Source organism: Paenibacillus sp. FSL H8-0332, from assembly GCF_037963835.1.
GTDB lineage: Bacteria > Bacillota > Bacilli > Paenibacillales > Paenibacillaceae > Paenibacillus_AQ > Paenibacillus_AQ rhizoplanae.
The window spans coordinates 4,966,923-4,982,820 of the sequence record NZ_CP150145.1 but is presented as its reverse complement, the minus strand read 5'-3'; the positions used below and the strand labels follow the sequence as shown (position 1 = coordinate 4,982,820).

7 protein-coding genes and 1 pseudogene are annotated in these 15,898 nt (G+C 56.3%); 7 read left to right on the top strand and 1 reads right to left on the bottom strand.

From position 1 onward, the window contains the following. Positions 1-166: 166 nt before the first annotated feature. The 6 genes and pseudogenes from NST43_RS21530 to NST43_RS21505 form a co-directional block, all read left to right on the top strand. A complete protein-coding gene (locus NST43_RS21530; protein ID WP_339219289.1) occupies positions 167-1,291 on the top strand; it encodes a glycosyltransferase family 2 protein in 1,125 nt (374 codons plus the stop codon). Beyond that, the gene (locus NST43_RS21525; RefSeq protein WP_339219288.1) at positions 1,288-2,535 is read left to right on the top strand and encodes a glycosyltransferase family 2 protein; all 1,248 of its coding nucleotides are present in this window, start codon (positions 1,288-1,290) and stop codon (positions 2,533-2,535) included. Before NST43_RS21530 ends, NST43_RS21525 begins: the two co-directional genes overlap by 4 nt. A 43-nt stretch (positions 2,536-2,578) precedes the next feature. After that, positions 2,579-3,352 carry a hypothetical protein gene (locus NST43_RS21520; protein ID WP_339219287.1) on the top strand — a complete coding sequence of 258 codons (774 nt, stop codon included), beginning with the start codon at positions 2,579-2,581 and terminating at the stop codon, positions 3,350-3,352. A gap of 19 nt (positions 3,353-3,371) precedes the next feature. After that, positions 3,372-4,421, top strand: a complete 1,050-nt coding sequence (locus tag NST43_RS21515) for a sugar phosphate nucleotidyltransferase (RefSeq protein WP_339219285.1) — start codon at positions 3,372-3,374, stop codon at positions 4,419-4,421. A 220-nt stretch (positions 4,422-4,641) separates the two neighbouring features. Then, complete coding sequence (locus NST43_RS21510) at positions 4,642-6,420, top strand: glycosyltransferase (protein ID WP_339219283.1); 1,779 nt, start codon at positions 4,642-4,644, stop codon at positions 6,418-6,420. Further along, positions 6,351-6,968: pseudogene (locus tag NST43_RS21505) on the top strand (hypothetical protein); the annotation flags it as partial. The gene NST43_RS21510 and the pseudogene NST43_RS21505, both read left to right, overlap by 70 nt. 554 nt (positions 6,969-7,522) lie before the next feature. Here NST43_RS21505 and NST43_RS21500 read toward each other — a convergent pair. After that, positions 7,523-10,114 (bottom strand): DUF4573 domain-containing protein, encoded by a 2,592-nt coding sequence (locus NST43_RS21500; protein ID WP_339225494.1) that lies wholly within the window; start codon positions 10,112-10,114, stop codon positions 7,523-7,525. On the opposite strand from NST43_RS21500, the gene NST43_RS21495 reads away from it, so the two are divergent. Beyond that, the gene (locus tag NST43_RS21495) at positions 10,029-15,701 is read left to right on the top strand and encodes a hypothetical protein (RefSeq protein WP_339225493.1); all 5,673 of its coding nucleotides are present in this window, start codon (positions 10,029-10,031) and stop codon (positions 15,699-15,701) included. The two genes, NST43_RS21500 and NST43_RS21495, sit on opposite strands and share 86 nt — an antisense overlap. Positions 15,702-15,898 lie beyond the last annotated feature (197 nt).

The following is a 15,898-nucleotide window of genomic DNA, read 5'->3' as shown; positions in this document are numbered from 1 at the left end:
AATCTTGGTCACAAGATCCTTTGCAGGGGTGTCTGTACTAGCTTATGAACCGGAATGGAATTCATGCGGGCAAATCTGGCCGAATGATCCGCCATGACCGGCATATATATATACGAGAAATCCGGTAAGTCCGGATATTCAGAATCTGCAATAAGGAGGAGAAGACTTGCCGACGATCAGCTTGTGTATGATTGTACGCAATGAAGAGAATAGCCTGGGGCGATGCCTGTCATCCGTCGCGGATCTTATGGATGAACTCGTCATCGTGGACACCGGCTCAACAGACCGTACCAAAGAGATTGCAGCCGAGTATGGCGCAAATATCTATGATTTTGAATGGATCGATGATTTCGCAGCCGCCCGCAATCATGCATTCGCTCAAGCGACCAGTGAATATATACTGTGGCTGGATGCAGATGATGTCATTGAGGAGATTGACAGGGAGCGGTTCAAGGCTCTGAAAGCCACGATGACTTCCGAATATCATGCAGTATCCATGTCTTATATTCTCATAACGGATGAGCATGGGAAGTCGCTCTACAGCTTCAGGCGTAACCGTCTAATTAGACGTGATTGCGGGTTCAGGTGGATAGGAGCTGTTCATGAATATATAGAGGTCACACCGCCTGTACTTGAGAGCGATGTATGCGTTACGCATAAGAAAGACAAGGAATACACACAGCGTAACCTTGATATCTTCCGCAAAATGATAGCCGAGGGCAGACCTTTTACCGCCAGAGACCGGATCTACTACTCTAATGAGTTATACGATCATGGTTTCTATCCTGAGGCGGTGGAGAACTATGAGCGCTTCTTGTCAGACGGCGAAGGCTGGGTAGAGGATAATATTCAGGCCTGTCTGAGGTTGTCGGACAGTCATGCGGCGCTGGGACAGAAGCAGGAGCAGCTGCTGTCCATGTGCCGCACCTTCGACTATGATCTCCCGCGTCCGGAAACCTGCTGTAAGATAGGTTTTTACTTCATGGAATTACAGCAATACGAACAGGCGGTGTACTGGTTCAAGATTGCGGTGTCCCTCCCTAAGGTCAGTGAACCGGGAACAGAGGCTTATTCCGCCGGTACATGGCTCCCGAATCTGCAGCTCTGTGTCTGCTACGATAAGCTTGGGGACCACCGGTACGCCGACTACTGCAATGAAGTTTCTTTCGCACACTATCCGGCTAATCCCAGTGCGATATACAACCGCGATTATTATACGAACCTGCTCGGAGACAATCATGTCGAGTTTAATTGCCCTGCACCTGAAGAACAAAAGGAGTTGGTCCAGTGAAGACGAGCATTATCATTCTCACCCTTAATCAGTTAACTTTAACGGTTCAATGTCTGGAGAGCATCAAGCGAAATACACCTGAAGAGCACGAGATTATCATTGTTGACAATGGCTCAAGTGACGAGACCGTGCCATTCCTGAAGACTCACTATCCTGAACTGAAGCTGATCGAGAACAAGAAGAACCTGGGGTTTGCCAAAGGGTGCAATCAAGGGGTAGAGGTGTCGGAAGGCGAAGCGATACTGTTCATCAATAATGATACTGTTGTTCCTCCGGGGTGGTTGGCTCCCATGCTTCATGCCCTGAACAGTGACAGCAGGGTCGGCATGTCAGGACCTGTTACGAATTATATCAGCGGACATCAGCGTATTCCGGTGACTTACAGTGAACTTAAGGATATGGAGACATTCGCGGCAGAGTACTGTGAAACGAAGCGTGGTCAGGTGCAGGAAGTCCGCCGCCTGATCGGCTTCTGTCTGTTGGTCAAGCGCAGTGTTCTGGATGAGATCGGCTGGTTCGATGAACGATACGGCCTGGGGAATTACGAGGATGACGATCTGTGCCTGAGGGCGATTCAGTATGGCTACAAGCTGTTGATTGCCTTGGATTCATTCATCCACCATATCGGTCATGCCAGCATGGGGCAGACCCCTTCCTTTGATCTCAAGACACTTCTGGAACGGAACAAACAGAAGGCATTTCAGAAATGGGGCGCGGATATCCACAGCTTGATCTATACTCCGCCAGTGCGCGTATGCGCAGGAATTATTGCATCTGGCAATGAAGCTGCACTGGAAGAGACGCTCGCTTCGTTTGCAGAGGTAACGGAACAAATAATTGTCGTGGACCCTTCCGGCAATGAACGCATTGCGCAAACCGCTGCCCCTTATACACGGCAGATCTACACCGTGAAAGGGGAAGTGGATATGCGAAAGTTACGGGAATGGGTCATCCATATGACAACGGAACATTACATTCTCTGGCTTCAGGAAGGTGATGTGCTGAGTGCGGATGAGCGCCGGAGATTCATTGGGCTTAAGCTGTCCTTATTCCACCAATATCAAGTGGTATCCCTCCGCTGTGCGGAAGGTGCCCGTTATATGATCAGACAGGATAGCAGCAAGCTCTATCCTGAGGATATTGAACAGCCAAGGCAGAGTCCATTCTTCGGAATAGTCAGCCGTGCTACCATCAGCACCCGGTTAACAGCCGCAGATCGTGAGACTGCTGCGTCCAGGCAATAGAAATATAAGGCGGCAAAGAACATTCTTAACTTGGAGGGATATCATGGAACGCGATCTGGTAACGGTTGCTATATTAGCTAAGGACAAGGCACATGTGCTGCCGCTCTATCTGGAACTTATAGAGCGGCAGACCTATCCGGCTTCAAGGATCAATCTGTATATTCGGACCAACAACAATAATGACCGGACTGAAGAGATTCTTAGAGAATGGGTAGAGCGGGTGGGCGAAAGATACCATGAGGTTCATTTCGATACCAGCGATGTGGAAGAACCTGTACAGAATTATGCTCCGCATGAATGGAATTTTGTCCGCCTAAGGGTGATTGGCAGAGTGCGTCAAGAGTCGATCGAATGGGCTAAATCGAGAGATACTCATTATTTTGTTGCAGATTGCGACAATTTCATTGCTCCAGATACGCTGGAGAGCCTGCTATCTACGAATCTTCCAGTTGTCGGGCCACTGCTTTCTGTGGCTGAGGCTCCGCTCAGTCTGTATTCCAACTATCATAATATGGTGCACGAAGATGGTTACTTCAAGAGCAACGACATGTATTTCAATTACTTATATCAGACCGTGAAAGGTCTGGTACAGGTTGACGTCATTCATTGCACCTATCTGATGCGTCGTGAAATTCTGGAGCATGTTCGGTATGACGATGGCACCGACCGCTACGAATATGTCATCATGAGCGACGGCTTGAGAAAAGCAGGAGTCCCTCAATATCTGGATACTCGTACAAAGAACGGAAAACTGACCTTTTGCGATACCGAAGAGCAGTTCAATGCAGTCAATCTTACTGCAGACGACTTCCAGTAAAGGAAGGGAGGAATGAACCATGAAGCTGGTGCTTCTATCCGGCGGTTCCGGCACAAGGCTATGGCCGCTCTCCAGCAGTATCCGGAGCAAGCAGTTCCTTCAGGTGCTGCCTGCTCCGGGAGGCGGACGAGAGTCCATGCTTCAGCGGATCTGGCGGCAGTTATCGGCTGCGGGACTCGGTCATGAAGTCTATATTGCAACGTCAAGCGGACAAGAGACGCTAATCCGCAAGCAGCTCCGAACGGCTCCGAAGGTCATCATTGAACCACGGCGCAGAGATACCTTTCCGGCAGTGAGCCTCGCTTCGGCCTATCTCTACTCGGTGGAGAAGATTTCCCCTGAGGAGACGGTCATTGTGCTGCCCGTGGATGCTTACGTCAACGACGATTTCTTCTTCAAGTTGACAGAGCTGGATCAGGCACTCCGGCAATCCGGTGCGGAAATCGCCTTGCTTGGAGCAAATCCGGATGGTCCGTCAGGAAAATACGGGTATATTGTTCCGGCGCTTCCCGCCGCTGCTACACCAGGGAAGCTGGAAAATCCGGCCTATGTGCAGGTTGATTGCTTCGTGGAGAAGCCAGACAGGCAGGCGGCAGAGGCACTGCTAGAGCAGCGGGCGATGTGGAATTGCGGCATCTTCGCTTTCCGGTTATGCGATCAGCTCAACCGGCTGGAAGCAGCAGGCTTCCCCAGGGATTATGCAGAGCTGCAGAGGCAATACCACCGCCTTCCCAAGAGCAGCTTCGATGTAGAGGTGTTGGAAGGCAACAACCGTCTGATCTGTGTGCCCTATCACGACGGATGGAAGGACTTGGGAACCTGGAACACGCTCTCTGAAGAATTGGCCTCCTCGGTTCTGGGATGGGGCCACATCAGTGCGGATTCCTTGAATTGCCAGATTGTCAACGAGCTGGATATTCCGGTCATCCTTGTCGGGCTGGATGATGTGATCGTAGCGGCAGGTCCCGGGGGCATTCTGGTTGCCCGTAAAGATGCTGCAGATCATCTGAAGCATTTGCTTCCAGCATCGGACCAGGAAAAACGGAAGGAATACATTCCCGGCGATTGATGCCGGTAACGCCCAAGGATTTCATATTTAGATTGTCCGACTTTATCCGACAATGTTCTATGCGGGCAGAAACCGTCATAAGGTTAAGAGGTGATGTCAATCAATGTGTATAATCACCTGACCGGATTCGTCCGCATAGTCCGGTAAATCCATTATGGAAGGAGGCAGTCCGTTATGGCAGAACACAGCGAGGGCGACCGTCCCACTAATCTCCCTGTGCATGATCGTCAAGGATGAAGAGCCCTGGATTGCACGCTGTCTGTCAAGCGTACGCGCAGGGGTAGATGAGATCATTATTGTGGATACGGGCTCCCGTGACAGGACGATGGACATTGCCCGCAGCTTCGGCGCAACCATTCTTCAATTTCCCTGGAAGGAGAGCTTCGGGGAAGCCCGCAATTATAGCCTCATTCATGCAACAGGGGAATGGATACTATGGATGGATGCTGACGAAGAGCTCGCTGTGAATGATGCGCTGAAGCTTCGAATGGTGAGCACTCTTCAGGAACACAAGCTGGCCTCTGTGGAAACGATCCATTTCAATGGTCCGTTCAGGCCTCAGGCGGATGAAGCTTACCGGCTGGCTCAGTGCCGCTTGTTCCGTAACGGGGAGGGGTTTCATTTCACTGGAGGCATTCATGAACAATTGAGCTGGCCCGACACCTATACCCGGGAGGATACCAGCACTCCGTTCCAGCTTCCGGTCCGGCTATTTCATTATGGATATCTCCAATCCGTGACTACTCTTAAATCGAAACATGAACGCAATTTGAAGCTGCTGCAGGAAGCTGTAACAGACAATCCGAACCCCGATCCGTGGAGTCTTTACCATATAGCAAGTGAGTATCAGCGGGTGGGGAAGTATGCACTTGCCTTCGAGCAGGTTAATCAGGCCATTGCTGCTTCGCTGGGGCAGAGAAGATTGCCGCCATCGCTTTTTTACAAGCTCAAGTATGGCTGTTTGTTGGCGATGGGCAGCTTCAGGGAAGGCTGGCCCGGCATTGACAAGGCCATCAGTCTCTACCCGGATTATGTGGACCTGCATCTGTATAAGGGCTGCATTCTTATGCATACCGACCAGGTAGAGGCTGCGATCTCCGCTTTCGAGCATTGTCTGACGCTTGGAGAGAATGCTCTTCATTATATGGTTCTCAAGGGTGCTGGAACCTTTTACCCCTGTTACTATATCGGGAACTGTTATGAGCTAAGGGGGATGTCTGGTGAATCCAGAGTCTGGTACCGCAGAGCGCTGGAGTATTCCCCCTCATTCAAGGAAGCGGCGGAGAAGCTAGCTCATCTGGAAGATGAGCTGCAAGCGGTGGAAGAGGATCCTTCGGGTGTGCGCAGCTTCTCTGTACCTTCTCATCGGAAAAATTCCCTTCGTTGTAATACGACTCCTGCTAATGCCTGGTCAGTAATCGTAATGCTCTGCAAGGGAGATGGTCCGTTCTCTGCTCTGCGGGAATGGGCGGCCAAGTGGCAGCCGTTCGCCGATCAATGGATCGTGCTCGACGGTGGAATAGGCGCAGACGCTGATAAGCTTGCCAGTGTACTGAGTGCACATGTCCTTCCTCTCCCCTCTGATGAAGAACAGTCACAGTTATGGGGAAGATTGGAAGGGGTCCTTACCTCCCCCCACGTACTATGGCTGAATCCCTACGAAGAAGTGAGGGAAGAGGACAGGGAAGCACTATCTGCAATGAAGACTTCACAAGCCAGTCCGTATTCCATGTTCTCTCTTAATCTATGCTTGCAGGCTGGTGAAGTAGAACAGGAACACTGGGAGGTAGAGAGGAATCGTCTTGCGGTACGGGAGGCTGTTCTTGGCTGTAATCCGATCATTGGAGAGCTTATAGCAATACCTGAAGATATCCGCCGGAGCAATACTAGGAAAATTAAATTAATAATATCGAAAGGGGATTACAGATTATGGCAACTGGATTTACAGGACCAACAGGACCAACAGGGACTACAGGTCAAGCAGGTAAGAATGGAATAAATGGAGGCCCGGGTTCAAAAGGTAGCGATGGAAGTACAGGAGTAACAGGGTTTACGGGTCATACCGGAGCAACAGGAGCAGGGAACACGGGAATGACCGGAGCAACAGGAGCAGGGAACACGGGAATGACCGGAGCAACAGGAGCAGGGAACACGGGAATGACCGGAGCAACAGGAGCAGGGAACACGGGAATGACCGGAGCAACAGGAGCAGGGAACACGGGAATGACCGGAGCAACAGGAGCAGGGAACACGGGAATGACCGGAGCAACAGGAGCAGGGAACACGGGAATGACTGGAGCAACAGGAGCAGGGAACACGGGAGTAACCGGGATGACCGGAGCAACAGGAGCAGGGAACACGGGAATGACCGGAGCAACAGGAGCAGGGAACACGGGAATGACTGGAGCAACAGGAGCAGGGAACACGGGATTAACCGGATTAACCGGTTTTACTGGAGTTACGGGATTAACTGGTTTAACTGGAGTAACAGGACAAACGGGGATGACCGGGCTTACCGGTTCAATCACTTCTATTTTTGGAACATATGTAGTTAATGGTTACTCTGTTGCAAGTACCCCCAATACCCCTATTGGATTTTTTAATGCGCTGGTAACTGATCCTGCAGAGTCAATTGGGTTGCAGGGCGGCGATACTTTTGTATTGCCTGGAGGGCATATGTATCATGTCTCCGTTCAAGCCTCTGTTCAATATACATCTAGTGTGTCGCCGGGTATTGGAATATCAATAGATGGTTCTGTTGATCCTTTTCATATAGTTTATTCAGGAGCTGAAGTTCCAGGAAGCCCCAGACCTGTCACTCCGGTGACTATGGTGGTAATTATAGATGCTTTAGACGGAGGTAAAAACATGCAGGTAGTACTCATTGAAACTGGTACAAGAATATCAACGGATATTATTAATTCTCCGAATGGTTTTGTAGCTGCTTCTGTGACTATTATGGCCATAATCTAATTGCGGAATGTACTTTCCTCTCAAGTAAAATGAAATCTGAAACGGATACCATCCTTATCTAAGGGTGTGTACCCGTTTCTTACTATTCTTGGGAATTAGAAATAAGGTTAAGAATATTTTTTTTGAAATCATTGGAAATCCATGACAGCAAGGAGTTGACAACTAATGGGTACAGGACCAACCGGAGTAACAGGACCAACCGGACCAACGGGCACAACCGGCCTTAGAGGCGCGAGCGGAAGCCAAGGTACAAGAGGTAACGTTGGATCGACAGGCTTCACAGGTAAAACCGGTCTGACAGGGCTCACGGGAGAGAGCGGTGCAACGGGGCTTACGGGAGCGACTGGGGCGACAGGTCTTACGGGAGCGACTGGAGCGACAGGACTTACTGGAGAGACGGGAGCGACGGGTCTTACGGGAGAGAGTGGAGCAACTGGACTCACAGGAGAGACTGGGGCGACGGGACTCACTGGAGAGACTGGGGCGACGGGACTCACGGGAGAATCGGGAGCGACAGGGCTCACAGGAGAAACGGGACTTACAGGAGAGACTGGTGCGACGGGACTCACGGGAGAGAGTGGGGCGACGGGGCTCACGGGTGAGACTGGGGCGACTGGTCTTACAGGAGAGAGCGGAGCAACAGGTCTTACTGGAGAGACTGGGGCGACGGGACTCACGGGAGAGACTGGGGCGACTGGGCTTACAGGAGAGAGCGGAGCAACAGGTCTTACAGGAGAAACTGGGGCGACTGGGCTTACAGGAGAGAGCGGTGCGACGGGGCTGACCGGAGAGACGGGAGCAACGGGGCTTACGGGTGAGACGGGAGCGACGGGGCTTACGGGTGAGACGGGAGCGACAGGGCTTACGGGTGAGACGGGAGCGACGGGGCTTACGGGAGAGACTGGTGCAACGGGGCTTACAGGTGAGACTGGTGCAACGGGGCTTACAGGTGAGACTGGAGCGACGGGGCTGACCGGAGAAACGGGAGCGACAGGACTCACAGGAGAGACTGGAGCGACAGGTCTTACAGGTGAGACGGGAGCAACAGGGCTGACTGGTGAGACTGGAGCGACGGGTCTTACGGGAGAAACGGGAGCGACAGGACTCACGGGAGAGACTGGAGCGACGGGGCTGACTGGTGAGACTGGAGCGACGGGACTCACGGGAGAGACCGGGGCGACGGGGCTTACAGGAGAGACCGGAGCGACAGGTCTTACAGGTGAGACGGGAGCAACAGGGCTGACTGGTGAGACTGGAGCGACGGGTCTTACGGGAGAAACGGGAGCGACAGGACTCACGGGAGCAACGGGGCTGACTGGTGAGACGGGAGCAACGGGGCTGACTGGTGAGACGGGAGCAACGGGGCTGACTGGTGAGACGGGAGCGACAGGACTCACCGGAGAGACTGGAGCGACGGGTCTTACGGGTGAGACTGGAGCGACAGGGCTCACGGGAGAAACGGGGGCGACAGGTCTTACAGGTGAGACTGGAGCGACGGGGCTGACGGGAGAGACCGGAGCAACGGGGCTGACCGGAGAAACGGGAGCAACGGGGCTTACAGGTGAGACTGGTGCAACAGGGCTCACAGGAGAGACCGGAGCGACGGGTCTTACGGGAGAAACGGGAGCGACAGGACTCACGGGAGCAACGGGGCTGACTGGTGAGACGGGAGCAACGGGGCTGACTGGTGAGACGGGAGCAACGGGGCTGACTGGTGAGACGGGAGCGACAGGACTCACCGGAGAGACTGGAGCGACGGGTCTTACGGGTGAGACTGGAGCGACAGGGCTCACGGGAGAAACGGGGGCGACAGGTCTTACAGGTGAGACTGGAGCGACGGGGCTGACGGGAGAGACCGGAGCAACGGGGCTGACCGGAGAAACGGGAGCAACGGGGCTTACAGGTGAGACTGGTGCAACAGGGCTCACAGGAGAGACCGGAGCAACAGGGCTCACAGGAGAAACTGGAGCGACGGGGCTGACTGGAGAGACTGGGGCGACAGGACTCACGGGAGAGACCGGAGCGACGGGGCTCACCGGAGAGACTGGTGCGACAGGGCTTACGGGAGAAAGCGGAGCGACGGGTCTTACGGGAGAAACGGGAGCGACAGGACTCACCGGAGAGACTGGGGCGACAGGGCTCACGGGAGAGACTGGTGCAACAGGGCTCACAGGAGAGACCGGAGCGACGGGTCTTACGGGAGAAACGGGAGCGACAGGACTCACGGGAGAGACTGGAGCGACGGGTCTTACGGGTGAGACTGGAGCGACAGGGCTCACGGGAGAAACGGGGGCGACAGGTCTTACAGGTGAGACTGGAGCGACGGGGCTGACGGGAGAGACCGGAGCAACGGGGCTGACCGGAGAAACGGGAGCAACGGGGCTTACAGGTGAGACTGGTGCAACAGGGCTCACAGGAGAGACCGGAGCAACAGGGCTCACAGGAGAGACTGGAGCGACGGGGCTGACTGGAGAGACTGGGGCGACAGGACTCACGGGAGAGACCGGAGAGACCGGAGCAACAGGGCTGACCGGAGAAACGGGAGCGACAGGTCTTACAGGTGAGACGGGAGCAACAGGGCTGACTGGTGAGACTGGAGCGACGGGACTTACGGGAGAGACTGGAGCGACGGGGCTGACGGGAGAGACCGGGGCGACGGGTCTTACGGGTGAGACTGGTGCGACGGGGCTGACCGGAGAGACTGGAGCGACAGGACTCACGGGAGAAACCGGAGCGACGGGACTCACCGGAGAAACGGGAGCGACAGGACTCACGGGAGAGACTGGAGCGACGGGACTGACGGGAGAAACGGGAGCGACAGGACTCACCGGAGAGACCGGAGCAACGGGACTGACCGGAGAGACGGGAGCAACGGGTCTTACGGGAGAGACGGGAGCGACAGGGCTTACAGGAGAGACTGGAGCGACGGGACTGACGGGAGAAACGGGAGCGACAGGACTCACCGGAGAGACCGGGGCGACGGGGCTCACGGGAGAGACGGGAGCGACGGGGCTGACTGGTGAGACTGGAGCAACGGGACTTACAGGAGAGACGGGAGCGACAGGGCTCACAGGAGAGACCGGAGCGACGGGGCTGACTGGTGAGACTGGAGCAACGGGACTTACAGGAGAGACGGGAGCGACAGGGCTCACGGGAGAGACTGGTGCAACAGGGCTCACAGGAGAAACGGGACTGACTGGTGAAACCGGAGCAACGGGGCTCACGGGAGAGACTGGGGCGACGGGGCTGACTGGTGAGACTGGAGCAACGGGACTTACAGGAGAGACGGGAGCAACGGGGCTCACGGGAGAGACTGGGGCGACGGGGCTGACTGGTGAGACTGGAGCAACGGGACTTACAGGAGAGACGGGAGCGACGGGGCTTACAGGAGAGACCGGATCGACGGGATTGACCGGAGAGACGGGAGCGACGGGACTCACCGGAGAAACGGGAGCGACGGGGCTTACAGGAGAGACCGGATCGACGGGATTGACCGGAGAGACGGGAGCGACGGGACTCACCGGAGAAACGGGAGCGACTGGGCTGACTGGTGAGACTGGAGCGACAGGGCTGACGGGAGAGACGGGAGCGACAGGGCTGACTGGTGAGACTGGAGCGACGGGGCTCACGGGAGAGACTGGTGCGACAGGACTCACAGGTGAGACTGGAGCGACGGGGCTGACGGGAGAGACCGGAGCAACGGGGCTCACAGGAGAAACGGGAGCAACGGGGCTTACAGGTGAGACTGGTGCAACAGGGCTCACAGGAGAGACTGGTGCGACAGGACTCACAGGTGAGACTGGAGCGACGGGGCTGACGGGAGAGACCGGAGCAACGGGGCTGACCGGAGCAACGGGGCTGACCGGAGCAACGGGGCTTACAGGTGAGACTGGTGCAACAGGGCTCACAGGAGGGACCGGAGCAACAGGGCTCACAGGAGAGACCGGAGCAACAGGGCTCACAGGAGAGACTGGAGCGACGGGGCTGACCGGAGAGACTGGAGAGACCGGAGCAACAGGGCTGACCGGAGAAACGGGAGCGACAGGTCTTACAGGTGAGACGGGAGCAACAGGGCTGACTGGTGAGACTGGAGCGACGGGGCTTACGGGTGAGACTGGAGCGACGGGACTTACAGGAGAGACCGGGGCGACAGGGCTCACAGGAGAGACGGGAGCGACAGGACTCACCGGAGAGACCGGAGCGACGGGTCTTACAGGAGAGACGGGAGCGACAGGACTCACCGGAGAGACCGGGGCGACGGGGCTGACGGGAGAAACGGGAGCGACAGGACTCACCGGAGAGACCGGGGCGACGGGGCTCACGGGAGAGACTGGAGCGACGGGACTGACGGGAGAAACGGGAGCGACAGGACTCACGGGAGAAACCGGAGCAACGGGGCTTACAGGAGAGACCGGAGCGACGGGATTGACCGGAGAGACTGGAGCGACGGGACTCACCGGAGAAACGGGAGCGACAGGTCTTACAGGTGAGACTGGTGCAACGGGACTTACGGGAGAGACTGGAGCGACGGGGCTTACAGGAGAGAGCGGGGCGACAGGTCTTACAGGTGAGACCGGAGCGACGGGGCTGACTGGTGAGACCGGAGCGACGGGGCTTACAGGAGAGACTGGAGCGACGGGGCTGACGGGAGAGACCGGAGCGACAGGACTCACCGGAGAGACCGGAGCGACGGGACTCACGGGAGAGACGGGAGCGACAGGTCTTACGGGAGAGACCGGAGCGACGGGACTCACGGGAGAGACCGGGGCGACGGGGCTTACAGGAGAGACCGGAGCGACGGGACTCACGGGAGAGACTGGTGCGACAGGTCTGACTGGTGAGACTGGAGCGACAGGGCTCACGGGAGAAACGGGGGCGACGGGGCTCACAGGAGAGACCGGAGCAACGGGGCTTACAGGTGAGACTGGTGCAACAGGGCTCACAGGAGAGACCGGAGCAACAGGACTGACCGGAGAAACGGGAGCGACAGGACTCACCGGAGAAACGGGAGCGACTGGGCTGACTGGTGAGACTGGAGCGACGGGACTTACTGGAGAGACCGGGGCGACGGGGCTCACAGGAGCGACTGGAGCGACGGGACTCACCGGAGAAACGGGAGCGACTGGGCTGACTGGTGAGACTGGAGCGACGGGACTTACAGGAGAGACCGGGGCGACGGGGCTCACAGGAGAGACTGGAGCAACGGGGCTGACAGGTGAGACTGGAGCGACAGGGCTGACGGGTGAGACTGGAGCGACAGGACTCACCGGAGAGACTGGAGCGACGGGTCTTACGGGTGAGACTGGAGCGACAGGGCTCACGGGAGAAACGGGGGCGACAGGTCTTACAGGTGAGACTGGAGCGACGGGGCTGACGGGAGAGACCGGAGCAACGGGGCTTACAGGAGAGACCGGAGCGACGGGACTCACGGGAGAGACTGGTGCGACAGGTCTGACTGGTGAGACTGGAGCGACAGGGCTCACGGGAGAAACGGGGGCGACGGGGCTCACAGGAGAGACCGGAGCAACGGGGCTTACAGGTGAGACTGGTGCAACAGGGCTCACAGGAGAGACCGGAGCAACAGGGCTGACCGGAGAAACGGGAGCGACAGGACTCACCGGAGAAACGGGAGCGACTGGGCTGACTGGTGAGACTGGAGCGACGGGACTTACTGGAGAGACCGGGGCGACGGGGCTCACAGGAGAGACTGGAGCGACGGGACTCACCGGAGAAACGGGAGCGACTGGGCTGACTGGTGAGACTGGAGCGACGGGACTTACAGGAGAGACCGGGGCGACGGGGCTCACAGGAGAGACTGGAGCAACGGGGCTGACAGGTGAGACTGGAGCGACAGGGCTGACGGGTGAGACTGGAGCGACAGGACTCACCGGAGAGACTGGAGCGACGGGTCTTACGGGTGAGACTGGAGCGACAGGGCTCACGGGAGAAACGGGGGCGACAGGTCTTACAGGTGAGACTGGAGCGACGGGGCTGACGGGAGAGACCGGAGCAACGGGGCTGACCGGAGAAACGGGAGCAACGGGGCTTACAGGTGAGACTGGTGCAACAGGGCTCACAGGAGAGACCGGAGCAACAGGGCTCACAGGAGAGACTGGAGCGACGGGGCTGACTGGAGAGACTGGGGCGACAGGACTCACGGGAGAGACCGGAGAGACCGGAGCAACAGGGCTGACCGGAGAAACGGGAGCGACAGGTCTTACAGGTGAGACGGGAGCAACAGGGCTGACTGGTGAGACTGGAGCGACGGGACTCACCGGAGAGACTGGAGCGACGGGGCTGACAGGAGAGACCGGAGCGACGGGGCTGACTGGTGAGACTGGAGCGACGGGACTTACAGGAGAGAGCGGAGCAACAGGTCTGACAGGTGAGACCGGTGCAACGGGGCTGACGGGAGAGACTGGGGCGACGGGGCTCACAGGAGAGACTGGAGCGACGGGGCTGACCGGAGAGACTGGGACGACAGGACTCACGGGAGAGACCGGAGCGACGGGGCTCACCGGAGAAACGGGAGCGACTGGGCTTACTGGTGCTACTGGAGCGACGGGACTCACGGGAGAGACCGGAGCGACAGGGCTGACTGGTGAGACTGGAGCGACGGGACTCACCGGAGAGACTGGAGCAACGGGGCTGACCGGTGAGACTGGAGCGACAGGGCTCACAGGAGAAACGGGACTTACAGGAGAGACCGGTGCAACGGGTCTTACAGGAGAGATCGGGGCAACAGGACTCACGGGAGAGACCGGAGCAACTGGACTCACGGGAGAGACCGGAGCGACAGGTCTGACTGGTGAGATCGGGGCAACAGGACTTACAGGAGAGACTGGAGCAACAGGACTTACAGGAGAGACTGGAGCAACTGGACTCACGGGAGAGACCGGAGCGACGGGTCTTACAGGCGAGAGTGGAGCGACAGGGCTGACGGGAGAGACCGGAGCGACGGGTCTTACAGGAGAGAGTGGAGCGACAGGGCTGACGGGAGAGACCGGAACGACGGGTCTTACAGGCGAGAGTGGAGCGACAGGTCTTACAGGAGAAACGGGGCTCACCGGGGAAACGGGAGCAACGGGGCTGACTGGTGAGAGTGGAGCAACGGGACTCACAGGAGAGAGTGGAGCGACGGGGCTGACGGGATTTACAGGAGAGACCGGTGCAACGGGGCTTACGGGTGAAACTGGAGCAACGGGGCTCACGGGTGAAACGGGAGCAACGGGTCTGACGGGAGAGACCGGAGCGACCGGACTCACAGGAGCGACTGGGGTGACGGGTCTTACAGGTGAGAGTGGAGCGACAGGTCTTACGGGAGAGACTGGAGCAACGGGGCTTACGGGTGAAACGGGAGCGACGGGGCTTACAGGAGAGAGCGGAGCAATAGGACTCACAGGACTTACTGGAGAGAGTGGGGCAACGGGTCTTACAGGTGAGACGGGAGCCACTGGAGTTACAGGTGTGACTGGTCCAACAGGAGTTACTGGATTAAGTGTTGTTGAAACAGGTGCGACTGGTCATACAGGCGCGACTGGTCCAACAGGTCCAACAGGTATGACCGGAGTGACGGGCACAACAGGGAAAGCGGGTAAAGATGGAATAAATGGAGGCCCAGGTTCAAAAGGTGAGGATGGTAATACTGGTGTAACAGGGGTTACAGGATTAGCAGGGGCAACAGGAGCGACTGGTGTCACTGGGTTAACGGGAGCAACTGGTCCCACGGGAGAAACAGGAGCAACAGGTCTTACGGGAGATACCGGAGCGACGGGTCTTACAGGGGCAACAGGGGCGACTGGTGTCACTGGGTTAACGGGAGCAACCGGACCAACAGGTATTGGTCTTGTAGGTCCTACTGGTGTTCTGTCCCAGAATTACGCTCAGTTTGTTCTGACAGAGGGAAATACGGTGGCAACAAGTGATCATTTCCCTATTCCACACTTTAGCATCGTTTATACATCAAGCAGTGGTACTTCTATAGGACCGGGAATTACTGATACTAATGAGTTTGTAGTAGAATCCGGAAACTATTTGATAATGTATCAAGCCACTATCCTATCCTCTGATACAAGACCAGCAGGTCTGGAATTGATTAATAATGGTACACCAGAATCTACATCAATCGTTACCGCTCCAATAAACACTGTTCCTTCTAATCTTAATGGAACATATATTTTAGAAGCGGATGAACCAGTAGCAATCCAACTTGCACTTGTATATGAAGGGACTGCTGTGACTGTTAATATGGATGAAGTCATTTATGGTTTCTTCCCTGCTAAGGTTACTATCGTTCAGTTGAGTTGAGCTTCCTCTAATGAGTGATTAATGAATGTGACTTTCACGAAGACCAGCCTGATTCGGGCTGGTCTTTTCTCATTGTATAGGAAATTATGATCTTCTTCTGTTGTGGATAAGTGGCACGCAGGTAATCTCATTCACCCGTAAGGGTGATTTTGTTTCCATAATAAGAACTGTAACACATATCAGTTTTTCTTACATAG